The sequence below is a fragment of the Tangfeifania sp. genome (assembly GCF_055108615.1).
This window is the reverse complement of record NZ_JBSQIC010000019.1, coordinates 27,140-50,682: the sequence shown is the minus strand read 5'-3', so window position 1 is coordinate 50,682 and position 23,543 is coordinate 27,140. Positions and strand designations below refer to the sequence as shown.

20 protein-coding genes and 1 pseudogene are annotated in these 23,543 nt (G+C 41.9%); 6 read left to right on the top strand and 15 right to left on the bottom strand.

Features of this window, described 5'->3' with window-relative positions; all coding sequences use genetic code 11:
• Positions 1-191: 191 nt before the first annotated feature.
• From ACTCNA_RS06375 to ACTCNA_RS06365, 3 genes are all read left to right on the top strand, one after another.
• Complete coding sequence (locus ACTCNA_RS06375; protein ID WP_462947068.1) at positions 192-407, top strand: hypothetical protein; 216 nt, start codon at positions 192-194, stop codon at positions 405-407.
• Positions 397-822, top strand: coding sequence for a putative toxin-antitoxin system toxin component, PIN family (locus ACTCNA_RS06370; RefSeq protein ID WP_462947067.1), 426 nt, complete (start codon positions 397-399; stop codon positions 820-822). Before ACTCNA_RS06375 ends, ACTCNA_RS06370 begins: the two co-directional genes overlap by 11 nt.
• A gap of 358 nt (positions 823-1,180) precedes the next feature.
• Positions 1,181-1,741, top strand: coding sequence for a helix-turn-helix domain-containing protein (locus ACTCNA_RS06365; protein WP_462947066.1), 561 nt, complete (start codon positions 1,181-1,183; stop codon positions 1,739-1,741).
• Positions 1,742-1,771: 30 nt separating this feature from the next.
• Here the strand turns inward: ACTCNA_RS06365 and ACTCNA_RS06360 are convergent, their stop codons facing one another.
• From ACTCNA_RS06360 to ACTCNA_RS06335, 6 genes are all read right to left on the bottom strand, one after another.
• Positions 1,772-3,388: an amidase gene (locus ACTCNA_RS06360; protein ID WP_462947065.1), complete on the bottom strand. Its 1,617-nt coding sequence runs from the start codon at positions 3,386-3,388 to the stop codon at positions 1,772-1,774.
• A gap of 122 nt (positions 3,389-3,510) precedes the next feature.
• Complete coding sequence (locus ACTCNA_RS06355; protein WP_462947064.1) at positions 3,511-3,969, bottom strand: Spy/CpxP family protein refolding chaperone; 459 nt, start codon at positions 3,967-3,969, stop codon at positions 3,511-3,513.
• 29 nt (positions 3,970-3,998) lie between these two features.
• A complete protein-coding gene (locus tag ACTCNA_RS06350) occupies positions 3,999-4,535 on the bottom strand; it encodes a Spy/CpxP family protein refolding chaperone (RefSeq protein WP_462947063.1) in 537 nt (178 codons plus the stop codon).
• A gap of 4 nt (positions 4,536-4,539) precedes the next feature.
• Positions 4,540-4,971 (bottom strand): anti-sigma factor family protein, encoded by a 432-nt coding sequence (locus ACTCNA_RS06345; RefSeq protein ID WP_462947062.1) that lies wholly within the window; start codon positions 4,969-4,971, stop codon positions 4,540-4,542.
• Between the two features lie 49 nt (positions 4,972-5,020).
• On the bottom strand, positions 5,021-5,599 hold the full coding sequence (locus tag ACTCNA_RS06340; RefSeq protein WP_462947061.1) for an RNA polymerase sigma factor: 579 nt from the start codon (positions 5,597-5,599) through the stop codon (positions 5,021-5,023).
• Between the two features lie 120 nt (positions 5,600-5,719).
• Positions 5,720-8,116 (bottom strand): penicillin acylase family protein, encoded by a 2,397-nt coding sequence (locus tag ACTCNA_RS06335; RefSeq protein WP_462947060.1) that lies wholly within the window; start codon positions 8,114-8,116, stop codon positions 5,720-5,722.
• A gap of 234 nt (positions 8,117-8,350) precedes the next feature.
• On the opposite strand from ACTCNA_RS06335, the pseudogene ACTCNA_RS06330 reads away from it, so the two are divergent.
• A pseudogene (locus ACTCNA_RS06330) lies at positions 8,351-8,686 on the top strand (DUF2147 domain-containing protein); the annotation flags it as partial.
• Positions 8,687-8,763: 77 nt separating this feature from the next.
• A complete protein-coding gene (locus ACTCNA_RS06325; RefSeq protein ID WP_462947059.1) occupies positions 8,764-9,597 on the top strand; it encodes a hypothetical protein in 834 nt (277 codons plus the stop codon).
• Here the strand turns inward: ACTCNA_RS06325 and ACTCNA_RS06320 are convergent.
• From ACTCNA_RS06320 to dxs, 7 genes are all read right to left on the bottom strand, one after another.
• Positions 9,594-10,895, bottom strand: coding sequence for a DNA methyltransferase (locus ACTCNA_RS06320; RefSeq protein WP_462947058.1), 1,302 nt, complete (start codon positions 10,893-10,895; stop codon positions 9,594-9,596). The genes ACTCNA_RS06325 and ACTCNA_RS06320 overlap by 4 nt on opposite strands.
• A 542-nt stretch (positions 10,896-11,437) precedes the next feature.
• A complete protein-coding gene (locus ACTCNA_RS06315; protein ID WP_462947057.1) occupies positions 11,438-12,637 on the bottom strand; it encodes an amidohydrolase family protein in 1,200 nt (399 codons plus the stop codon).
• A gap of 2 nt (positions 12,638-12,639) precedes the next feature.
• Complete coding sequence (locus tag ACTCNA_RS06310) at positions 12,640-13,032, bottom strand: DUF4296 domain-containing protein (protein WP_462947056.1); 393 nt, start codon at positions 13,030-13,032, stop codon at positions 12,640-12,642.
• Between the two features lie 90 nt (positions 13,033-13,122).
• Positions 13,123-14,484 (bottom strand): DNA repair protein RadA, encoded by a 1,362-nt coding sequence (gene radA, locus ACTCNA_RS06305; RefSeq protein ID WP_462947055.1) that lies wholly within the window; start codon positions 14,482-14,484, stop codon positions 13,123-13,125.
• Positions 14,484-14,981: an adenylyltransferase/cytidyltransferase family protein gene (locus ACTCNA_RS06300; protein ID WP_462947054.1), complete on the bottom strand. Its 498-nt coding sequence runs from the start codon at positions 14,979-14,981 to the stop codon at positions 14,484-14,486. Before ACTCNA_RS06300 ends, radA begins: the two co-directional genes overlap by 1 nt.
• Before the next feature lie 108 nt (positions 14,982-15,089).
• Positions 15,090-16,274 (bottom strand): sensor histidine kinase, encoded by a 1,185-nt coding sequence (locus ACTCNA_RS06295; protein WP_462947053.1) that lies wholly within the window; start codon positions 16,272-16,274, stop codon positions 15,090-15,092.
• 51 nt (positions 16,275-16,325) lie between these two features.
• The gene (dxs, locus tag ACTCNA_RS06290; RefSeq protein WP_462947052.1) at positions 16,326-18,233 is read right to left on the bottom strand and encodes a 1-deoxy-D-xylulose-5-phosphate synthase; all 1,908 of its coding nucleotides are present in this window, start codon (positions 18,231-18,233) and stop codon (positions 16,326-16,328) included.
• A 113-nt stretch (positions 18,234-18,346) separates the two neighbouring features.
• Between dxs and ACTCNA_RS06285 the strand changes: the two genes are divergently transcribed.
• Positions 18,347-19,309, top strand: coding sequence for an OmpA family protein (locus ACTCNA_RS06285; protein WP_462947051.1), 963 nt, complete (start codon positions 18,347-18,349; stop codon positions 19,307-19,309).
• 4 nt (positions 19,310-19,313) lie between these two features.
• Here the strand turns inward: ACTCNA_RS06285 and ACTCNA_RS06280 are convergent, their stop codons facing one another.
• Both ACTCNA_RS06280 and ACTCNA_RS06275 read right to left on the bottom strand, forming a co-directional pair.
• A complete protein-coding gene (locus ACTCNA_RS06280) occupies positions 19,314-20,084 on the bottom strand; it encodes a type III pantothenate kinase (protein ID WP_462947050.1) in 771 nt (256 codons plus the stop codon).
• A gap of 195 nt (positions 20,085-20,279) precedes the next feature.
• Entirely contained in the window at positions 20,280-23,477 is a 3,198-nt protein-coding gene (locus tag ACTCNA_RS06275; protein WP_462947049.1) for a UvrD-helicase domain-containing protein, read from the bottom strand.
• Positions 23,478-23,543 lie beyond the last annotated feature (66 nt).

Here is a 23,543-nt window from a genome sequence, read left to right as displayed (position 1 = left end):
TCATTTTTATTTAGAATAAATCTACGTTTGATATGACTTTAATTCTCAGCGCATTGTTGTATTTTGCATCAACGATGGATAAAATACTATTACGTTATGGCGCATGTTAAGGAAAACCAGAATCGCAAAATAGGCATAAAAATAGTCGAGCCATTTCAGAATTTCTTACATTTGATAAAAAATAAATTGCCATGGAATCTTTAAGAATTGAAATATTAAATCCTAAAGCAAAACAGTTGCTTAAAAACCTTGCTGACATGGAATTAATCAAAATAAAAAAAGAAACGGTCAAATCCGATTTTTCTGAATTACTTGACAAACTGAGGAGCCAATCTAAAAACACTCCTTCTTTAGACGAAATCACTAAAGAAGTTGAATCAGTTAGAAAAACCCGATATGAAAAGTAAAAAAATTATTCTTGACACGAATCTTTGGATTAGCTTTCTTATCACAAAGGATTACAGCTTTTTAGATAGATATATTGAGAATGGAAAAGCAATACTTTTTTTCTCCGAAGAATTGATTCAAGAATTTTTAACAGTTGCCAAAAGACCAAAACTTCAAAAATATTTTACAGACAAAGACATTGAACACCTGCTTCACACCTTTGACAATTTTGGGATTTTAATAAAAGTAACTTCCCAAATAGAATTATGCCGTGACTACAAAGACAATTTTTTATTGAACCTGGCAGTTGATAGTAAAGCCGACTATCTTGCCACTGGAGACAAGGATTTACTGGAAATTAACAACATAGAAAAAACCAAAATTCTTACAATTCGGGAATTAAAAGACAAACTTAAAAAAAACACGACACCATAACAAAGTGCAAATGTAATGCGGGCGGGCGTGGTGTTCCAGCGTTTCCGCTTTGTTCAACCACCGCCAATCCGTCTTTGACAGATGACGGTTTTAAAATGATGTTTAATAAAAAGCCGGCTTGGCTCCGTGCAAACTTGACTGGTAACTGTTTCATAATCCCGCACTCCACTTGCACCAGCCGTTACCAACCATAGAAATCAAGCTACCCACGAAGACAAAAAATAAGATTTTAGTTTCATGTATTGTGAAACTTTTGTTTATATTTGTTGTTGTAAAATATAAGATTTGGAATTACTAAGAAAACATAAGCTGATTAAGCTCAAACAAAAGAACCGCGGGAATAAAAAATTGATTTAAAATGGATAGATTTTCAATACAAAACATACAGAGATTAAATTCATTAGAGAGTGAATTGGATTTTGAAAAAGCATCCTCGCTATTTCTAAAATTACGAGTGCTTGAAAAAGAGGATGAATCATATAAACCAATCCGAAAACATCTTCGCAATCTGATAAAAGACTATGAAGAAAAAAATTGGGATGATGAAAATTCTATCACAGATAATCAAATTAAAGATAGCGATTTAGCAGAAACATTGGTGCAAGCTGAAAACGACTTCTACGAAAAGAGAAAAGAACGAATTAAAGCAAAATTAAAAGAGGCAGGGTTAACTCAAAATGATTTAGCAAAGATTTTAGGTCATCGAAAAAGCTATATGTCGGAGTTGATTAATGGATTAAGACCTTTTTCAAAAGAGGATTTAATAGTTATAAACAGACTCTTTAAAATAAAATTGGAGGATTTAATCCCAACTTTTATAAAACAAGACAGAGCATCACATATCAAAAGGACTTTAGAATCATTGTCGCATAATAAGATAAGGCTAACTAAAAAAGATTTTGATTTACAAATGGTCTGATAATGAAAATTTAAACTACGGTTGGTAAATTTAAGTTGATTGATCCATCAAACTCCCCAAAAACCCCGGCGCTTTCCGGTGTTTCGTTGCCTGCTCAAACGCGTAGGCAATTTTCAGCAACGTTGGTTCGCTCCAGGCTTTTCCGAAAAATGAAATTCCCACCGGCAAGCCGTGTACAAACCCCATAGGAACGGTAATATTCGGATACCCCGAAATGGCTGCCGGAGAAGAGCTGCCCCCGCTGAAATGGTCGCCGTTTACCCAGTCGACGGTCCAGGCCGGACCGTTGGTTTGCGCAATTATAGCGTCCAGATTGTGTTTTTCCATCACTGCATCGATGCCTTCTTTTCCGGCAAATTGTTTTGAATTCTTCAGCGCTTCCAGGTATTCTTCGGTCGTTAAATCACCTTTTTCAGCTGCCTGCTCAAAAATTTCCTGCCCGAACCACGGCATTTCACTATCCGCATTTTTTCTGTTGAATTCAATGATTTCCTGCATAGTATTCACCGGAGCATTCGGATGTTCTTCCAAATATTTATTCAGGTCGGCTTTAAATTCATACAGCAGCACCTGGTAGGATGGACTTCCCCATTTACCGTTGTGTTCAAATTCTACGTTCTCAATTATCTCCGCGCCGTTGTTGCGTATAGTTTCCACCGCTTTTTTAAATACCTCATCCACTTTTGCATGGAAACCTGTCATTTGCGAAGCAATTCCGATACGCATTCCAGCCAGTCCGTTGTTTTCCAGAAATTGGGTGTAATCCGAATAAATTTTCCCCTGCTCAAGGTGTGTTTCTGCATCTTCGTTGTCGAATTCAGCCAGTGCCCCCAGCAGAAATGCGGCATCTTTCACGGTTCGCGCCATCGGCCCGGCAGTGTCCTGGCTGTGGGCAATGGGAATAATTCCACGGCGGCTCCACATTCCAAGCGTCGGTTTAATCCCAACCACACCGTTTACGCCCGACGGACAAACAATCGATCCATTGGTTTCGGTGCCAATGCCGATGGTGCATAAATTGGCTGCGACAGCCGCACCTGTTCCCGAGCTCGAACCACACGGACTACGATCCAGAATATACGGATTGCGCACCTGCCCCCCGCGGCCGCTCCATCCGCTGGAGGAGTTGGTAGAACGAAAATTGGCCCACTCGCTCAGGTTGGTTTTTCCGAGCACAACAGCGCCAGCATCCCGCATTTTCTTTACGATAAATGCATCCTGTTCAGCAATATGCCCTTCCAGTGCCAGCGAACCGGCCGTGGTTTGCATTTTATCGCCGCTGTCGATGTTGTCTTTTATCATCACCGGAATTCCATGCAACGGACCACGAACTTTTCCGTTTTTACGCTCTTCATCCATCTTGCGGGCAATTTCCAATGCATCCGGATTAATTTCCATTACGGCTTTCAAATGCGGATCGACTTTTTCGATTCGGCCCAGGTATTTTTCACAGATCTGCTCAGAAGTCAATTCACCTGATTGCATTTTTTGCTGAAGGTCGTCAACGGTGGCTTCATTCAGTTCGAAATCTGAAAAATCAGTTTTTATCGCTTTGTTTTTTGAGGTGGAAGTGCAGGCAGTTGCTCCGCCCAAAGCCAATGCGGAGCCCCCGAGGGCTGTTGTTTTGAAAAAATTGCGGCGTTTCATTTCAGTGGATTTTGTTAGTTCAATTCAAAAATAAGAAAAGCCTGAATAACGGAACTGAAACGCCTGTAATAATTGAAAAAAAAAGTGCCTGAATAACTTTCCAGACACTTTTTCAAACAAGATTACCAGTTCCCGCGATATCCGCAGCCTCTTCCGCCACGTCCCTGGAAACCAGCCTGACCTCTTCGTCCCTGCGCAAAACCTTTTCTTCCGTAATTATTGCGGGACTGCAATAAATCGTACTGTTTTTGCTGTTCTTCGGTCAGCAGGTTGCGAACTTCTTCGCGGTGTGCCCTCACTTTTTTCAGCATTTCAGTACGGATTTCACTTTTCTCAACGGGCTCAAATGTTGAACGTTGCTGCACGCGCAACTCAGCCATAGTTTCCTGGTGAGCCGCTTCCAGTTCGGTAATTTTAGCCTGCTGTTCTTCAGTTAAATCCGGTAAAACAGCGAGGCAGGTTCCCTGACCATAACCGTAACCATATCCCGGTTGATTTACACTTCTCCGGCCCTGGGCCAGTAACGTAGTTGATGTTAACATTAGCGCGATAAACATCCAAACAAAATTTTTCGTTTTCATTTTTCTTAATTTTTAATTATACCTAATTTCTATCTGTTGCCAAACCTGTTCCGCCTTCCCCGTTGCGGGAGTTTTACGTCCTCTTCCTGCCGGAGCATCGACATAAATATCTCATTGAGTTTTTGCCGTTGCCCGGGGTTGCACTCTTCCTCCATTTCGCGGTAATAGCCAATGGTTTCTTTTTTCAATTCAGTGTGTAATATTCCAATTTCTTCTGTAATTGAATTCAGTTTTAGTGAATCGGGAATTTCCTTTCCCAGCTCCTCAATCATTTGAATTCGTAACCCGGCAAGCTGATTGGTAATTTGCCACGCACTGCGGTTGAAATCACGGTTCAGCTCCCTGAACACCTTTACCTGGGCGGGTTGCAAATCAAGCTGCTCCCTGAAAAAACGGGTGCGCTGCTGTGCCGGAACTTCAATTTCGGTTTCTTCACTGTTTACTTGTTCCAGCAATTTTTTATCCTGCTGTTTATGATAAATAAATGAAACCCCCATTGAAATATTGGTTGCCAGCAGAATGACAACCAGCCAGGTAAGTATGCGGTATTTATTTCTGGTTATCATGATTTTACTCCATTAAAAATGCTTCAATCGGCTCGGCTTCCATTTCATTCAAGTACGGAACTACCTGTTCCTGCTGATAATAATCTACATCGGTATCTGCGGGTTGCCCGATTTTAATTCCGGTATAAATTCCGGCCAAAAGCAACAGCGAAAAAAACGCCGGTTGTAACACCCTCACCACAAACGGATTGCGAATAAACTGCGCCGGGTTTTCGGTTTGTGATTCTAACCGGGCTTTAACACGGGTATAAAAAAACGGATTCACTTCAGGCGATTTTTCTTCCTGCAAAATAGTTAGCGTTTTGCTCATTTCGCTGGCAAAAGCAGCGCATTCATCACACTCAGCAAGGTGTTGCTTTACCTGCTCCATCTCGTGATGGGGCAAATCGCCTTCCAGGAAAAATATCAGCTTTTTATGTAATTTTTTGCATTGCATTTTTATTATCGTTTATTGTTTTGACACATTCTTTTTTAAAAACTTGCGGTTAAATGCATTTCTTTTTATAACAGGTGTACAATTTTTTCTGAAGGTTTTTTTTGGCGCGGTGAATCAGCGACTCCACCGACGACAGGGAAACCTGCATGACTTCCGAAATTTCTTTGTACGACAAATCTTCGTATTTATTCAGTGTGAAAGCTACCCGCTGGTTTTTGGGCAGCGAGTCGATGGCCTCGTGCAAAAGTGCCGTACGCTGGTTATTTTCAAGGTCGGAATCCGGCGAATCGGTTTCTCCTGAAATTTTGTAAGCATCTTTGTCGTCGGGGGCGTTTGCTTCGTCAACCGACCGAAACCATTTCCGGCGTTTATTGTCGCGAATAAAATTGAGTGAGCGGTTCACGGCAATCCGGTAAAGCCAGGTGGAAATTTTTGAATCGGCCCTGAATTTATGAACGGAACGAAACACTTCGATAAAAACATCCTGGGCAATATCTTCGGCATCTTCGGTGTTGTGCACCAACCCGAAACAGGTATTTACAACCAATTGCTGATATTTTTCAACCAGTTGCCTGAAAGCTTTCTCGTCTCCTTCCTGAAGTTTTTTTATGATTTCGGCCTCGCTCATTCAAAAATTTAATACTGAAATTTACGAATAAGACACGGCACCTGAAAAAAACTTGCGTTCGTTTTCAAATTTCCCTAACACTAACCTGGCAACCTAACCCGGATTATTCACAAATAATCCCTATCTCCGATCAACTGGCTGAAGTTTCATTCTAAAACGGGCAGCTTTCTCAACTTTGTCAGTGCTGAAAGGATCAGCATGATACTGGTTGTTCAGGTACATTTCGGTTTGGTCGAGGTAAAAGTCGCTGGCAGGAATTCCGCTGGTTCCGGTTGGAATTACCGTTTTTGAAGCGTCCCAGTCGGATACATCAAAAATATGGCGGTGCGATGCGCCGTGGTTTACGTTATACAGGTTATTGTATGAATAGGCAAAAGGACACACCGTGTGGAAACTTCCGGGCATTTCGAAAGGCCCGCGGTTTAAGCCCAGTGCTTTGTCGAGCATTTTCACCACCCCAAGCGGATGGTTCAGCGTGAAAGTGTGAATTTTTCCCCAGTTCCAATTTTCCGGATCGTCGCCCAGCCGGCCGGAAAGTTCTTCTACAGTTTGGCTGAAAGAGCGGTTGACGATATCGCTGTAGGTTTCTGTTTCGGACGTGGTTTTATCATCGATCCAAGCAGAATTTTTATCCGGAAGCAGGTTCAGCATTAAATTCTCCAGCAAAATTCGCTGCCCTTTAACCGATTCGAAAAGCTCTTCAGAAAGTTCATCTTTAATAATATTTTCGGCCACTTTGCGGTAAAGCACATCAAAAACTGAGGCTGCCTGGCTTTCTTTGGCCATTTCATAATCCCAGTTCCTGAGTTTCTCCAGTGCGGCTTTCTCAGCGGGAGTGCGGTTACTTTCCCCGTTCAATTCAACTAAAAAAACAGGTGTCATCAACTCCGCTTTTTTCGATTTTACATCACCCTGCATCTCCTGAAAATCTTCAATGCCCAGTTTTTCTTTTGCTTCGAGCATCTCCCGGATGCGGTCGATGCGGTTTGGTGTGGCATACCAGTAACTGATGTAATGTGGGTAATCCTCGGAAACTGTTTTATTGTTGGCCGAAGAAACATATCCCCGTTCGGGATTAAATTCATAAGGCAATTCTTCGAACGGTACCAGTCCCTGCCAGTCGTAAAGCGAGGAGTCGCCGGGATAAATCTCAATGCCGCTTCCCTCGCGCACGGGGACACCGGCTGAGCATTGCAGCCCAATGTTTCCGGCAGCATCGGCATATACAATGTTTTGGCTCACCGACTTAAATGTTTTTACCGCATTTCGGAAATCACTCCAGTTCTGCGCCCGGTTGAGCATATAAATCGTACGGATTTCATCGCTCATTTCATTGCCAATCCAGTGAATGGAAAGTGCTGTTTCGTCAGCATCTTTAAACCGGTTGACAATGGGGCCGCGGTGGGTGAATTTCAGGGTTTCGTTAATTATTTCTCCCTCTTTTGTGTGAATAAGTTCTTCCTGAATGACGAGGTCTTTCCACTGCCCGTCGAGCAAATATTGCGTAGAATCTTCGTTCAGTGTTTCAGCATAAAAATCGAGGTCGTCCACCGCCACGTTGGTCATTCCCCAGGCAACAGAACCGTTGTGCCCGCAAATAACAAACGGCTGTCCCGGTAAAACAAGGCCGGTAACATTTACGGAGCCCTCGGCCACTTGGTGCATCTGGTACCATATTCCGGGCGCGAACAAGCCCAGGTGCATGTCGTTGGCCAGCAGCGGCATGCCGGTTTTGCTTTTGGCTCCCGAAACTGCCCAGTTGTTGCTTCCCAGAAAAATTCCGGCTCCAAGCTTTTCCAGCTCATGGTTTGCCGACAACAAGGTTTCCCCGGCAGAAATATTCACCGCATTAAAATCAGGGAAAATGGTTGTTGGGTGATTTTCCATTTGGGGAATCAAATCGGCAACCAGCTCCTGGCCCACTTCATTTTTCACATTCTGCAAAACCATTTCGGTGCCCCATCCCGAGGTGAGGTCCCACGACATGTAGCCAATCAGGTCAATGGAATGCACCGGTTCCCAGCGATCAGGATGATAACCCAAAACTTTAAACTCGGGTGGCAGCGGGAATTTTTGCATGTAATAATTTACGCCTTCGCAAAAAGCTTCTAATGTGGCCTTCACTTCGGGCGATGATTGCTCAAGTACTTTTTCCGACTTTTGCCTGATGCGCAGTGAACGCATGAGCAAATCGGTTTTCAGCTGGTCTTTTCCCAGGATTTCGGACAACCGCCCCTGAGTTACACGACGCAATAAATCCATTTGCCACAGCCTGTCCTGTGCCATAGTAAATCCCACCGCCCGGTAAAGATCCGCTTCACTTTTTGCCTGGATATGCGGAATGGCAAAGGAATCGCGCAATACGGTCACTTCTTCTTCCAACACCGGTAAATACAGGTTTTTATCATAATCCGGAAGCGCTCCTTTTCGCAGGTTGTTTAAAAAGAAAAAACCAGCTATTGCTACAAGGACAATTACTCCTGCCACTCCTGTTAAAATGCGTTTAAATATTTTCATCACCCGGTTTTTTAATTTGAAAAAAAGAAATTGTATTTTATGTTAATTCTTACTATTTTTAAACTCTATAAAATTAATAATCAATTTGATAAATACGAAACAGTCTGAAAAATAAAAATTACAGCTATGAAAAAACTTATTATTCTCATTTCCATGGCAATTTATACTCTGTCAGCAATAGCCCAGGAGGCCGATAAAATTACAGGTGTGTGGTAGAACGAAGAAAAAACGTCGAAAATTGAAATTGAGAAAAAGGATGGCAAATACATTGGTGCCATCGTTTTCATTATTCCTGAAAATTATGAAAACGGCGAGCCGCCAAAAGACGATGAAAATCCGGATGAATCGCTTCGAAACCGTTCGTTGCTGGGCTTACAGATTTTGAGCGGCTTTGAGTACGATGCCAAAGAAGAGGAATGGAAAAACGGTGAGATTTACGATCCAAAATCCGGGAATACCTATGATTGTTACGCCTGGCTTGAAAGTGATGATCTGCTGAAACTTAAAGGTTTTGTGGGCGGAATACGCTGGCTGGGAAGGAGTTCGGAATGGTACCGAACAGAGCTGTAAAAAACTTATTTCACTGAATTTAAAAACAATAACATGTTTTGTATCTTCAAAAAAATGAATAAATAAAGGCAAGGTTTATGAACAGAACTATTGATATAGAAAATAATCGAAATGAACTAAATGAATGGGTTTTAAAAAGTGTCGAACTTTTTGAAAGCACCGCATATCTGGATAACATCTTGAAAGTGTACCCATTACAAACTGCAAGACCTGAAAGATTAAACTCTCAACTTCGTCGTAGAATAATTTCCGCACATCAAGGGCGGAGAACTCAAGAGTTGATTGAAATTCTCCAAAATGAAGTAAAGTTTCCATATGATGAGCCTTTATGGTACTTAATTAAAAACATTCAGGGGTGTTTAAATAATAATCCACAACAAATTCAAAGGATTGCTAATTCTCTCTATGCAATGACTGCAGAAGAAACTGTAATTAGACTTGAATCTGCACCAAAATTGAATACTCAAATGGGGCCAATGTTTACCAATTGGTTGAGAAATAATTTCAATTTATTAGAGATTGACGATTTTAGAAATTCTACAAGTGGCATATATATTTTAAATTCCTCTGAAGAAATAGCTAAATCTTTTATAATTGATGAGCTAAATCAAAATTTAGAAAAACGACCTGACCTTGTTGCAAAAGTAAATGAAACATATATCGTTGGTGAAGCAAAATGGATTGGTTCACCAGGGGGTAATCAAAACAAACAAGTTGTTGAGGTAATCAATTTGTGTAGGAACCAACGAGGTAGTGTAAAAAGAGTTGGCATAATTGATGGTTTCCCTTGGGCTTTAAGGAAATCAGATGGAACTATAATAAATGATAAAACATGCGTTCAGGTTCAAGAATGTGAATATGATATTGTGAGTGCATTATTGCTTACCGAATACTTAGAGTCTTTCCTTTAAACTATAGAATGGTATTCAAAGTAATTACACTTAATATTTTCTTGTTTGAAAGTTTTTTTTATCACATTGTAGGAATGAGGAGAATTATCAATTCCAATCCATTGCCTATTCAATTTATTCGCAACCTTTAAAGTGCTTCCTGAACCTGCAAAACAATCTAAAACTAACGAATTTTCGTTTGATGAATTTAAAATTATTCTTTCGAGCATATCATTATTTTTTTGGGTAGGGTAATCGACATAAGACAATCCTTTGTCTTTATATTCCCAGACATCTTGAATTTTAAAACCTTTATGGTCAGATGCTAAAACAATTTTTCTTGGATTTCCATTTTCAGACCATTCAATGAGTCCTTTATTATCAAGTTCGGTCAAAACTTCACGGCTATATCGCCAATGACGCCCTTTAGGTGGCTTAATCCCTTTCCACTCTTTTCCAGTATCACCATTTAAAGTTTTACCTGGTGCATGAATTGGATTAGTCGTATAAAAACCATATTTTGGATGTCTTTTAGGAAATAATTGCCTCCGTTTGTATTCTGACATTTGATCTGTAACATTGTTCCAAATATTTTTGTCCCTTTTTTTTGCATAAAATAAAATCATATCAGAATAATTGCCATATGCATTGCGAGCAAAATTTTTTGGGTTGCATTTTATTCTTGTTATATCGTTTATGAAATTATTATACCCGAAAATTTCATCCATCATAATTTTAACATAGTGGCCAATTTTTTTGTCAATATGCAAATATATACTTCCATCATCTGAAAGTAATTCTCTCAATATAATCAATCTTTTTCTTAAAAAATCTAAGAATGCACTATCAACCAGTTTATCTGAATATGCGTTTTCCTCTTCAAATGAATTATAATCTTGTCCAGTTCCAAAAGGAGGATCAATATATATTAGGTTGATTTTGTTTCTATGTGTTTTTAATAATTCTCTTAAAATATATAAATTATCACCAAAGATGAATTTGTTTTCTGCTTTATTGTGCTGTTTTTCAATACAAGTAACAACTCCATTATAATTGTGATACAACACTTCAAATTCATCTGATTTATCAGAATACTCTAGTGTGCAATTTTTACTTTTTTTTAAATACGCAACTTCTGGATCATGCGCAATTGAGTTATTAGACAAAAATGATTCAAAGTCTTTAACTGAAATTCGATAGCTTTTATTTATTTTTATAGCATTAAGTTCCTTGTCTTTGATATATTTTGAGACAGTTTGGCGCGTAACTTTCAAATTGTTAGCGATATCTTCTACTGTAAGAAATACTGATTGACTCATATATATGAAAATTAACCTGTTTTAACAAAAATTTACCAGTGACAAATATAAATAAAATAGAAATGGCACACAACATTACTTAAGGATTTGATATTAGAAAGAACAGATAAGGAAATTTTAGTAAGGTTGCCAGCTATGTTGATTTAACCGAGCTTCAAGATATGCTTGACTATCTGGAATACAAAGAGACAACTGCAAAGTCGAAAGCAACTCAAAAAGATGTTAATGAACTTTCAGAAACTGTAAATCAAAACATTTGGACCAGATTAAAAAGAAAAAGAAATCTAAAATGAAATCAATTCTGCCAGTAATTCTCATAATTTGCAGCTTTTATTCTGGGCGATTCGCTTGATGAAAAAGTGGATCGGTATCTGGAATCAAAAAGATCAAGTTCCAGGGACCAATAAAGCATTAATGATGAAACAAACGCATGTAATACTACTTTTGTTTTTAATTCCGAATTTGGAACAAACCTTTTCACCGAATGCATTAGAAAAAATTTTAGCGTGGATTAGTTCCGTCATTCAAAAATGATTAACCTATTACGTTCGCATAATCAGTTTCAACTGACACTTATCCGTGAGTTTCAGGTTTTTTAAATCGGTGCCGGTAATGAGGTTTACACCCGGTTGTTTCCCCGGTTCAAAACTACCATAACGGTTTTCAACCTGAAGTGCTTTTGCCCCGTTGAACGTGCTCCACAACACCAGTTCTTCCAGTGTAATTTCAGGAAAATGTTGTTGAAGCGTTATCATTTCGGCAAGCACCGAAAGTTGTTTGTTGGAGGCGAGGCTGTCGGTTCCCAGGCAAATATTCAGCCTGTGTTTTTGAAAAAGCGGAACCGGAGGAAGTGTATTCTCAATGTATAAATTGGAGTTGGGACAAAGCACGAAAAACGTATTTTCAGATGTGCGTTGTTGCTTCAGTTCCAGAATATCAGATTCTTCTGTAAACGTATTATGAACCAAAAGCAGGGGATTTTGCGATGGTAAATAGTTCAGCGTTGTCAGCAGCGGGCTTTTGCCTGTTGGCCTCCAGTGCGAAATGTCTATTCCCAGGTTATCTTTTAAATGGCCGGCAATGGGACCTGAACCATCACTGAAAAACTGTTCTTCTGCCCGGCTTTCCTGATTGTGGATGGAAAGCAGGCTGTTTTTACCACGTGCGTTTTCGCTTATCTTTTTGAAAAGCTCCGCCGAAACGGAGTAGGGTGAATGCGGAACAACTGATGCGCTGAGGCCAAATTCATTAAACATCTCTTTCACAAAATTCGCCATGCTGAAAGCTCTTTCAGCACGCGAAGGATGAAACCCAAAAGCCTCTGCAAATGTGTGATAATAAATTTTGCTGTTTTGTTTTGTTTGAAGCGTTAAAGTTGAATTGGAAATATCGCCCACAACCACTGTTCCCTGGGCCTGTAAACTACGTTTTGCCTTTTCGGCTGCCCCTTCCACGATTTCAGGCTCTACGTTTCTGAGCCGGTTAATAGCAGCGAGAAAACCACCCATTCCGGATTTTTCTGGGATTTTTCCTTTCAGGTGCGATAATTCCAGATGACAGTGGACATTAACAAAACCCGGCACTAAAATTCCGCTGTACTGTTCCAGGCCAGCTTCTTCTTCTATCTGCCCGCCGGTATCGATTAACTCAATAATTTTTCCGTTATCGGTACAAACCAGAATCCCGTTTTTCAGCGGTGCCCGGTTCCCCGGGAAAATGTATGTGGCAGAAATTTTTCGCACTGCTACCGGTTCTGAATATCCAGTTCCTTTTGTTCCTTTCTCCTACCTATAAATTCTTCTTCCATCTCGTTGAGAAGGTTCATTGATTCGCGGTACATTTTTTCAAATTCACGGGGTTGGCTGGCGTAAAAAACATACGATTTTTCAAAAACCGTATCGGCCACCTGGTATTTATCGAGCACTGAGTAGTAAAAATCGGCAGATGAACTTTGTTCCACCAGCGAGTCGCGGTGTCTTTGCGTGTTGAATGCCGCTTCGGCCAGATGAATATCGGCCAGCATTTCAATCATTTTTTCCCTTTCAATCAGGTTTTCCGGTTTTTCAACAACAGGCTCGTCGCAACCTGTAAAACCCCATAAGAGAATGGCAACTAATATGTAAAACAGTTTCTTCATTTTAAAACGGGGTGCAAATTAAAAATAGTTTACGTTACCGGCAATAAGCTTTCCGTTAAAAAAAGCTATTTTATGGAAAGAATAACTCGTTTACTTCCTGAAAATTATGCGAAAAACCTCTTCCACCCGGGCAACTTTTTCAATTTGAATGTTGAAAGCTGAAGCATCGAACCCTTTATTTACAACGGGAATGAATATTTTGTTGAACCCCAGTTTGGCCGCTTCGGCAATGCGCTGTTCAATACGGTTTACACCGCGAATTTCGCCGGTGAGGCCCACCTCTCCTGTAAAACATGTTTTGTGGTCAACCGCCACATCGATGTTGGATGAAAGAATGGAACAAATCACCGCCAGGTCGGTGGCGGGATCATTAATTTTCAGCCCGCCGGCAATGTTCAGAAAAACATCTTTGGCCAGCAGTTTAAACCCGGCGCGTTTTTCGAGCACCGCCAGCAACATGTTGAGCCTGCGCAAATCGAATCCCGTGGAAGAACGCTGTGGGGTTCCGTAAGCGGCAGAACTCACAAGCGACTGAATTTCAATCAAAAAAGGCCGGATGCCTTCGATGGTGGCCGCAATAGCCGTTCCGCTTACATCGTCGCTCACTTTGGAGATGAGTTGTTCCGAAGGATTCAGTATTTCCTGCAGGCCGTTGCCGCGCATCTCAAAAATTCCCAGCTCGTTGGTGGAGCCATAGCGGTTTTTATTGGCCCGTAAAATCCGGTACATGTAGTTGGTGTCGCCTTCAAACTGCAAAACGGTGTCCACCATGTGTTCCAGCACTTTTGGTCCGGCAAGGCTTCCTTCTTTGTTGATGTGCCCAATGAGAATAACAGCCACATCGTTTTTTTTGGCAAACTTCAGAATGGCCGAAGTACATTCGCGCACCTGTGAAACCGAACCGGGCGACGATTCAATCACTTCGGTAGAGACAGTCTGGATGGAATCGACCACCAGCAAATCGGGCATTGTTTGTTCGGTTTGGGCAATTACATGTTCCAGCGAAGTTTCACTCAGGAAAAGGCAGCTGTTTTGCTTCATTTCCAGCCGGGTAGCCCGAAGTTTTATTTGCTGCAGGCTCTCTTCACCCGAGATGTACAGAATTTTTTTGTTGGGCAAACCCAATGCCATTTGCAACACCAGTGTTGATTTCCCAATGCCCGGCTCACCGCCAAGCAGCACAATTGACCCCGGAACAATGCCTCCGCCCAGCACACGGTCGAATTCATTAATCCCTACCGGGAAGCGCTGGTTTTTTTCAGCTTTTATATTTTCAAGTGTGAGCGGCTGATTGCCTGAAAGCTGAACCGAAACTTTTGAAGTTGATTTTTTCTTTTCAACCACTTCTTCAATATACGTATTCCACCCGCCGCAAGAAGGGCACCGTCCGAGCCACTTTGGCGACTGCGCCCCGCAATTCTGGCAGGTGTAAATTGTTTTTGTTTGGGCCATCAATCCAGGATTTTAATTTTGTTAATAATATCCGAAGTAGAAATCCCCGGAACCAATTCGAGCGTTTCCACTTTCCCGCCGTTTTCGAGCACGGTGTCATGCCCGGCAATTTCATGAATGGCATATTGTTTCCCTTTTACCAAAACATCGGGCAAAATTTGGGCAATTAATTCGGCAGGTGTTTCTTCATGAAAAATAATAACAGCATCGACAAAAGAGAAAGCGGCCAAAACAGCTGCCCTCGATTTTACATTTAATATGGGCCTCCCTTTTCCTTTGAGCAGTTGTACCGATTCGTCAGAATTCAAGCCAACAATCAGCCGGGTTCCCATTTTTGCCGATTTAATCAACGAATCGATGTGCCCGTGGTGAATAATATCAAAACATCCGTTGGTGAAAACGACAGTCTCTTTTTGCGATTTCCAATTTTTTAATTCAGGTTCAAACGACTGAAAGTCAGCATGAATTTTTGAAAAAATATCGGTTTTGCGGTTCATACTATTTTAACTCCAATTTTTCGAAAACCAAAGGTATGGATAAATTTAAGGAACATCTTCTTGCAAGAAAATTAAATTCTTTCCTGCATTTGGTAACATACAATTCGGTTATTTGTTAAGGACAATCCGGAAGGTAGTTCCTTTTCCTGATTCAGACCATTTAATAAAAATTTTACCATTATGGTAGTTTTCAATTATGCGTTTTGCCAGCGACAGGCCAAGCCCCCAGCCTCGTTTTTTGGTGGAAAAACCGGGTTGAAAAATGGTTTTTTGCTGCGATTTCGGAACGCCTTTTCCGGTGTCGGTAATATCAATCAATACGTTTTCATTTTTTTCCTGAAGCTCGAACGTAATTTTCCCGTTGTTGTCCATTGCATCAATTGCGTTCTTACACAGGTTTTCAACAACCCACGAAAAAAGTGCAGCATTTAGCGGGGCTTCCACGCGGTCGCCTTCTGAAAAATTCATTTCAAATTTCACCTTTTCAGAAGAACGGGTTTTGAGGTAGCTAACCGTTGAAAGCAATACCTCAACCAGATTGGTCGTCAGCAGCTCGGGTTTTGAGCCGATTTTGGAAAAACGCTCGGTAATTTTTTCGAGCCGTCTCGTGTCATTTTCAAACTCATCAATCAGTGCCGGATCAACATTCTGCATTTTAAGCAGCTCAATCCAGGCCATTAGCGATGAGATGGGAGTGCCCAACTGGTGCGCGGTTTCTTTCGACATGCCCACCCAAACCTGGTTTTGTTCGGCGCGCTGGGTGGCATCAAAAGCAAAATAGGCAACAATAATGAAAATGATTATTACAAAAAGCTGGACCACAGGATAGTACCTCAGGTTGCGCAAAATATTCGATTCGCGGTAATAGAGGTACAGCGTGTTTTCGTCGGATAGCACAATGGGTATCGGTTCTGAATACCCCTTCATTTTTTCCAGCTCATTTTTCAGCACCTGTTCGCGCCGGCTTTCGCTGTAATTAATGTTCGCATCGGTATTAAAATCACCGTTTTCATCAACAATAATTATAGGAATTGTTGTGTTTTGCTCGGCAATTTCCTGAAGTAAAGTCAGATAAGAAGTATTCAATCTTTGCACGGCAGCCTGGTTGGTGCTTTCAATTACCGGTTCGGCAAATCGTTTGGTGGCTTCGGCCCACAATTCCACTTTTTTTCGTTCTTCGCGGGCCATTTTTTCGGTAAGCCAATTGGTGTACAGCAACGATGCCACACCGATTATAATTGCACTTAGCAGAAGTAAAATTTTCCCGCGCTTTCTTTTCAGATAAATATCCAACGTGCGATTGTTTTAATTATTTATGTTGAAAACGACGGGAAAAATAATTTATTATCGGTCCATCATTTTCATTACTGCCGCTACTACTCCATTTGCATCAATACCGCATATTTTGTACAATTGATCGGGAGTGCCCTGTTCTATAAACCTGTCGGGAACACCTAATACCTTCACATGTGCCGAATACCCTTTTTCGGCCATAAATTCGAGCACGGCACTGCCAAATCCACCTTTAATTACGCCGTCTTCAACCGTTAAAACATAGTTGTACTTTTCGAATATTTCATCGAGCATGGTTTCGTCGAGCGGTTTTACAAACCTCAGGTCGTAATGAGCGGCTGAAATATTTTTATCCTTCAGCGCCTTAATTGCCATTTGTGCATGAATTCCTGTTTTCCCAATGGTGAGAATGGCAACATCATTGCCTTCTGAAAGCTGTCGTCCTTTTCCAATTTCAATTTTTTCGAAAGGCAGTTTCCAGTCCTTTTTTATTCCACATCCTCGCGGGTATCGAATTGAAAACGGTTGGTTAATTTCTTCAAGTTGGGCAGTGTACATCAAATTACGCAGCTCTATTTCATCCATAGGAGCCGAAACAATCATATTGGGAACCGAGCGCATGTAGGCAATATCAAACACTCCGTGGTGTGTTGGCCCGTCTTCACCAACCAACCCGCCGCGGTCGAGACAAAAAACCACATGCAGGTTTTGTGTTGCCACATCGTGCACCAACTGATCGTAAGCGCGCTGCATAAAAGTGGAATAGATATTACAAAAAGGCACAATCCCCTGTGTGGCTAAACCTGCCGAGAAAGTTACGGCATGCTGTTCGGCAATGCCCACATCAAAAGCCCGGTGTGGCATTTTTTCCAACATCAGGTTCATGGAGCAGCCTGTGGGCATGGCTGGTGTAATTCCTACAATCTTCTCGTTCATTTCGGCCAGCTCCACCAGTGTTTCACCAAATACATTCTGGAACTTAGGTGCTTTATCAACCTGGCATCCACACGACAAAATTTCACCTGTATTTTTGTCGAATAATCCAGGGGCATGAAATTTTGTTTGATTCATTTCAGCGTGGCTGAAACCTTTTCCTTTTTGGGTTACAATATGGAGCAGTTTCGGCCCGGGAATATCTTTTAAATCATTTAAAGCTTCAGTAAGATATTCAACATCATGCCCGTCAATTGGCCCGAAATAACGAAAATCAAAAGCTTCAAAAAGATTATTTTCGGTGAGCAGCATGTTTTTCAGTGCATGCTGGTTTTTCTGAATGAACTTGCGGGTTTTCTTCCCAAAACCATCGAGTTTTCCCAATCCTTCCCAAACGTCTTTTTTAACTTTATTGTAGGTTTCCGACTTTGAAATATTCATCAGGTACTGGCCAATTACGCCCGTGTTCGGGTCAATGGCCATATTATTGTCGTTAAGAATAACAAGCAAATCCGATTTACTGGCCCCGGCATTATTCAGGGCTTCAAAAGCCATTCCGCCTGTCATGGCCCCATCGCCAATTACAGCTACAATTTTTCTGTCGTTTTCATTTTTCAACCCGGCAGCAATTGACATACCCAGAGCCGCCGAAATGGAGGTTGAAGAATGGCCGACACCAAACGTATCGTACTCACTTTCATCACGTTTTGGAAAGCCACTGATGCCATTCAGTTTACGATTAGTATGAAAATTTTCCCGCCTGCCGGTTAAAATTTTGTGTCCGTAGGCCTGATGGCCAACATCCCATACCAGCAAATCGTAAGGTGTGTTATACACATAATGCAATGCAACCGTAAGTTCAACAACCCCCAGGCTTGCCCCCAAATGCCCGGGATTGGCAGAAACTTCATCAATAATATATTCTCTCAATTCATCGCAAACCTCAGAAAGCTTTTCGGGGGCCATCTTCCTCAAATCAGCAGGAGTTTTTATCTGTTCCAGTATTTTTTCCTTCGTCCGTACCATATATTTGTGTGAAAATCTTGTCAAAGTTATAACAAAAACTGAAAACCCATTTGTTCAAAAAACGAAAGGGTACAAAATTTGTTCTAATTTAGCCAATATAAAAATTTAAAAACATGAGAACTGTTCACAAAATATTATTTTTTAGTGGTTTGTTTTTTTTATCGTCCTGCGTTTCAACAAAACAATTTAACCAGGTACAGGACAAAGTCAAAGCACTTTCCCAGGAAAACGAACAACTCAAACGGTCGAATGCTGATCTTGAAGTGGCCAACACTGAATTAAAAAGTGCGAACGAACAGCTGACTGCCAAAAACAAAGATTTGGAAGCCCGGCTGGAAGAAGCACTTTATAACCTGAACGTTCAGAAACAAAAGGTGGAAACGCTTGAAAAAGAACAGGCCAGCTTAAACCGGCAACTCGATATATTGAAATCAGGCAGTTCGGAAGAAATTGAAAATTTGCTGGATGAACTCCAAACTACCCGGCGCGGTTTAACCTTGCGCGAAGACCGTTTGCGTGAAGCAGAAAAAGAACTGAAAGAACGCAATGAGCGGCTAATTGAACTTCAGGAAGTTCTGGCCCAAAAAGACCAGGCAGTGAAAGACCTGAAAGACAAAGTAATGCGGGCACTTACCGGTTTCACAGATAACGGCCTGACGGTTCACGAGAAGAACGGGAAAGTTTACGTTTCGATGGACGAAAAATTACTGTTTAAAACCGGGCAGTGGAATGTTGATCCCAACGGACAAAGGGCTTTACGCGATTTGAGCCAGTTGCTGGCCGAAAACACAGATGTCAACATTATGGTGGAAGGCCACACCGACAATGTTCCCATGCACGGCTCCGGAGCTGTTAAAGACAACTGGGATTTAAGCGTGATGCGTGCCACAGCTGTTACCAAAATTCTAACGCAAAACGGGCAGATTGATCCTTCGCGGATTATTGCTGCGGGCAGAAGTGAGTATGTTCCGTTAACCACCAACGAAACAGCTGAAGGCCGGCAAATGAACCGTCGCACCGAAATTATTCTTACCCCACAGCTGGATGAACTGCTGGAAATTTTGGAGGCAAACTGAGATTTCAATCGCAAACAAGCCTGTTTATTTCGTACAGCCCATCCAGCGTTAACAGCAGCTCCACATTTTTAATGTTTTTAGTTAGCGGAACAATCACCGAACTCAAACCGCCGGTGGCAACAACTGTTAGCTTTTCGCCAAGATCATGCTGCGTGCGTTCAATCATAGAATCAACCAGACCGGTAAACCCGTAAACAATGCCTGATTGGATGGCATGTACCGTATTTTCGCCCAATACCGATGGCGGAGGTGTTAAATGAATTTGCGGCAACTGGGCAGTTTTACCTGACAAAGCAGCAACAGCAGTTTGCAAACCGGGTGCAATGGCCACACCCTTTATTTCAGCATTTTTGCCGATTGTAGTAAACGTGAGGGCAGTGCCAAAATCAATGACCGTAGTTAGTTTTCCAAATTTTTGATAAGCTGCAACCGCATTGGCTACCAGGTCGGCACCGATTTCATACGGATTCAAAATTTTGATGGGCAGTTTCGGGTAAATGTCGGGATCAACAACTGTAATTTTTGTTCCGTCGAACAACCCCGGAAGCATTTCGGTAAACGGACGAACCAGCGACGGAACCACGCTGCTTAAGATGATGTTGTTTACATCGGTCTTGCTAATTTTACCTGCCGAAAGCAACGAACGAAAAATAACTTCATACTCATCGGCAGTTTTTTTATGGTCGGTTTGAATGCGCCAGTGGTTTTGCCACTTCCCGTTATCGTTCACTCCAAAAACGATGTTGGTGTTTCCTATGTCAATTGCCAGTAACATAATTCTTTCATTAAATCCCAAAACACAATGGTCAAATTCCAAATAAATTCTAAACTACAATATACAAATACCAAACAGTTACCAATACTGTAAATCCTTAATATAAAACCAATCTGTAAGTTTCGAAAATTGAATCATTTGATTTTGATAATTATTTGTTTTTTGGAATTTGCTTATTGGTATTTTCATTTTTTCTCAAAACAAACTTAGCTGATTATCCTTCTCCCCCGGCTTTTTGTGTGGTTTATTTTTAATTTGCTGAATAAGCTCCTGCTGAATTGTACTGAGGAACGGACTTTTAGGCAGGTTGAACTTCCGCCCGCGCAGGATTCGGCTCCGGGCATGGGTGAGATACAACAGTTGTTTGGCGCGGGTCATTCCCACGTAAAGCAGGCGCTTTTCTTCCTCCTCGTCCACTTCAGTTTTATACAGATTGTAAGGCAGCAGGCCCTTTTCGCAACCGGGAATAAAAACACATTCAAATTCAAGCCCTTTCGATGCGTGCAATGTCATTAGCGAAACAGCTTCGAGGTTTTTCAGGTGAATGTCAGCGCCGGAACCCAGCTTTGCATAATTGAGAAATTCACTCCAATTTTTCATGTTCCCGGCCATACCGGTAAACCGTTCCCAGTTTTGTTCATCAAATTTTTCACCCGGGAAAAACGAATCTTTCAGGTAATTTAGAAAGGAAACTGCATCCAACTTTTTGATCTCCTCCTTTGCCATTTCAAACTGCAATTTCGAAAATGCTCTTTTCTTCAGTTTGAAAACAGGGGCAGCTTTTTCAAAACTACCGGATAAAAAAACGCTTAGTAAATTGATGAAACTCTGAAACGGTTCTTCCCTGAAAAACGGCACTGTTCCCACTTCCTGGTAAGGAATGTGATGATCGTTCAATGCTTTTGCGATGGCCTCAAACTGGTTGCGGGTGCGGCATAATACGGCCAAATCGGAAAGGCTTGAAATGCCTTCGTTTTTTTCACCGCGGGTAACAGAACTGTCAATGGAAAAAAAGTTGACTCCACCCACCAGTTCCACAATCTGGCGGGCAATGAATTCAGCCTCGGCAGCGCCAGTAGGTTGTTCCGAAACAGAAACCTGAACACCATCTGAAAGTCCTTCCAAAAAACCGGCAGTATTATCCAACACATTGGCCGAAGCCGAAAGGATGGTTTGCGAGCAGCGGTACGATTGTTTCAGCCTGAAAACTTTTGCCCCAGAATAATCGTCGGTGAAACGCTGAATGTAGCCTGCGTTCGCGCCACGAAATCCGTAAATTGACTGGTTGGCATCGCCTACCACACAAAGATTCGAAGATGAATCCGGGGCAAGTTGTCGCAACAAGCGATACTGTGCATCGTTGGTGTCCTGGTATTCATCCACAAAAATGAACCGGAATCGCTTTTGGTAAGCAGTTTTTACTTCTTCATTTTTACCGAAAAGCTGCAAAGGCTTAACAATCAAATCATCCAAATCGAAAGCATCGAACTTCTGCAATTCCTTTTCATATTTCGTGAAACTGGAAGTTTCCGGTTTGGTGCCATTTTTTATTTCCGAAATTTCGGCGCTGATCTTTTTAGCTTCGCCGGTTTTCAATTCAGAAAAAGATTTGATGATTTCCAGTTTCAATCCCTCATCTGCCAAAATAAAATCTTCAGTTCGGTTAAATTCTGTGTGGTGGTCTTTTAAAACAGAAAGACCGAATGCATGAAAAGTAGCCACAGTAACCAGACTGGCTTTCGTTTTATTTTCCAGCAGAATTTCCAGTCGCTCCCTGAGTTCGCCAGCGGCTTTGTTGGTAAATGTAATGGCCAGGATTTCTTCAGGTTTTGCCATGTGTTTTTCAACCAGCCAGGCAATTTTACTGGTGAGGGTTTTGGTTTTGCCCGTTCCGGGGCCGGCAATAATCAGTGCTGGTCCTTCATCGTATTTTACTGCGGCAAATTGTTCCGGATTTAAATTGTTGTAAACCAGTGCTTCTGTGGTTTCTGCTTTGTATTGCTCTTGCTTTTCCGCCGCCAGGTTTTCAATCTGATCGTTTTGGTGCAGCAACTTTTGAATGCCTTTTAAATCGAATGGAATAAACGCCCGTTTTTCAGGCGGTGCCGGTTTTTCCACCTGGAAAAGTGACCCGGTTGTTTCGAAGTTTTTCACTTCGCCCGGTTTAAAAACACTGATAACACCGTATTCCCCGTCGTATCCTTCCTGAATGTATATTTCGCGGTTGCGCATCCGGCGAACAGCCTCAGCGAGTGTTTCCGATGTTTTTGACTTAATCTCTTCCAACGGAATTTCGAGTAAAATATCCAGCTCGTTTCCCAGTTTTTCCAAGGTATGCATGTATCCGGCTTCCACCTTTTTCGATTTCGCACCAACGCCTTCAACTTCTGCCAGCATTTCCTTTAGCGGAATGATGGAACGGAATGGCAATTTATTGGGACGACTTTCAATATTTTCCCTGTCGGATAATTGGATCACGCGGTTCATCACGCCAATTGTCACCGGCTTTCCGCAAACCGGACAGATGGACTTGTTGCGCAGGGTTTCGGCCGGCTTCCAGCATACATTGCATTTCCGGTGGCCGTCGTAATGGTATTTTCCTTCCTGCGGAAACATGTCGATAGTCCCGAGATATTTTCCCGGATTTCCGGTTCGCAGTGTTTCTGTAATGGAATGATAGCTCGGTTCGGTATTGAAAACATTTGCATTTCGTCCCAATTTCTCAGGTGAGTGGGCATCGGAATTGGAAACCAGCGTAACCTTGTCGAGGAACGAACAGAGCCAGTTCATGGGCGGGTCGGTGGAAAGGCCGGTTTCAATGGTGTGGATGTGCGGAGACAAGTCTGCAAAGCACTCCTCCAGCGAATAGAACCCCGATTTGGAGCCCAGCATGGAAAACCAGGGTGTCCAGATGTGTGCCGGAATAAAGTAGTTGTTTTCGCTGCAATCGAGCACAATTTCGATGAGGTCGCGGGAGTCGAGCCCGAGAATTGGCCGCCCGTCGGAGGTGAGGTTGCCGCCCAGATTTACCAGTTTTTGGTTGATTTTTTCGGCCTCTTCAAATCCGGGAGCCAGTACTACGTTGTGTACTTTACGAACTTTTCCTCCGCGCTTGTAAATATTACTAATTTCAGCCGTGAGCAAAAACCGCGAATCATTATCGCAAAAAGGTGAATCGAGCCGGTATTCCTTTTTCAGTTTAAACAACCCGTTACCGTCGGGTTCGGTTTTTTCTTTCAGCTCGGCCAGCCACCCGGGATGTGTAAAATCGCCGGTGCCAACTATTTTAATTCCTTTCAGCCCGGCGTAATAATCGAGGTATTCAGGCGTGAGCGTTTTGCTGGTTGCCCGCGAAAAATGGGAATGAATATGTAAATCAGCTATAAATTTCATGTTTAATTTTATTCCTTAAAAGATAACAGATTTAAACTATGCCAAAGAAAAATCCGGTAACTATTT

Excerpts from the sequence above, each read along its gene's own strand:
- radA (WP_462947055.1), bottom strand. The coding sequence starts at position 14,484 with ATGGCCCAAACAAAAACAATTTACACCTGCCAGAATTGCGGGGCGCAG.
- ACTCNA_RS06370 (WP_462947067.1), top strand. The coding sequence starts at position 397 with ATGAAAAGTAAAAAAATTATTCTTGACACGAATCTTTGGATTAGCTTT.
- ACTCNA_RS06285 (WP_462947051.1), top strand. The coding sequence starts at position 18,347 with ATGAGAACTGTTCACAAAATATTATTTTTTAGTGGTTTGTTTTTTTTA.
- ACTCNA_RS06345 (WP_462947062.1), bottom strand. The coding sequence starts at position 4,971 with ATGCAATGCAAAAAATTACATAAAAAGCTGATATTTTTCCTGGAAGGC.
- ACTCNA_RS06365 (WP_462947066.1), top strand. The coding sequence starts at position 1,181 with ATGGATAGATTTTCAATACAAAACATACAGAGATTAAATTCATTAGAG.
- ACTCNA_RS06350 (WP_462947063.1), bottom strand. The coding sequence starts at position 4,535 with ATGATAACCAGAAATAAATACCGCATACTTACCTGGCTGGTTGTCATT.
- ACTCNA_RS06355 (WP_462947064.1), bottom strand. The coding sequence starts at position 3,969 with ATGAAAACGAAAAATTTTGTTTGGATGTTTATCGCGCTAATGTTAACA.
- ACTCNA_RS06360 (WP_462947065.1), bottom strand. The coding sequence starts at position 3,388 with ATGAAACGCCGCAATTTTTTCAAAACAACAGCCCTCGGGGGCTCCGCA.
- dxs (WP_462947052.1), bottom strand. The coding sequence starts at position 18,233 with ATGGTACGGACGAAGGAAAAAATACTGGAACAGATAAAAACTCCTGCT.
- ACTCNA_RS06375 (WP_462947068.1), top strand. The coding sequence starts at position 192 with ATGGAATCTTTAAGAATTGAAATATTAAATCCTAAAGCAAAACAGTTG.
- ACTCNA_RS06325 (WP_462947059.1), top strand. The coding sequence starts at position 8,764 with ATGAACAGAACTATTGATATAGAAAATAATCGAAATGAACTAAATGAA.
- ACTCNA_RS06280 (WP_462947050.1), bottom strand. The coding sequence starts at position 20,084 with ATGTTACTGGCAATTGACATAGGAAACACCAACATCGTTTTTGGAGTG.
- ACTCNA_RS06310 (WP_462947056.1), bottom strand. The coding sequence starts at position 13,032 with ATGAAGAAACTGTTTTACATATTAGTTGCCATTCTCTTATGGGGTTTT.
- ACTCNA_RS06320 (WP_462947058.1), bottom strand. The coding sequence starts at position 10,895 with ATGAGTCAATCAGTATTTCTTACAGTAGAAGATATCGCTAACAATTTG.
- ACTCNA_RS06275 (WP_462947049.1), bottom strand. The coding sequence starts at position 23,477 with ATGAAATTTATAGCTGATTTACATATTCATTCCCATTTTTCGCGGGCA.
- ACTCNA_RS06300 (WP_462947054.1), bottom strand. The coding sequence starts at position 14,981 with ATGAACCGCAAAACCGATATTTTTTCAAAAATTCATGCTGACTTTCAG.
- ACTCNA_RS06340 (WP_462947061.1), bottom strand. The coding sequence starts at position 5,599 with ATGAGCGAGGCCGAAATCATAAAAAAACTTCAGGAAGGAGACGAGAAA.
- ACTCNA_RS06335 (WP_462947060.1), bottom strand. The coding sequence starts at position 8,116 with ATGAAAATATTTAAACGCATTTTAACAGGAGTGGCAGGAGTAATTGTC.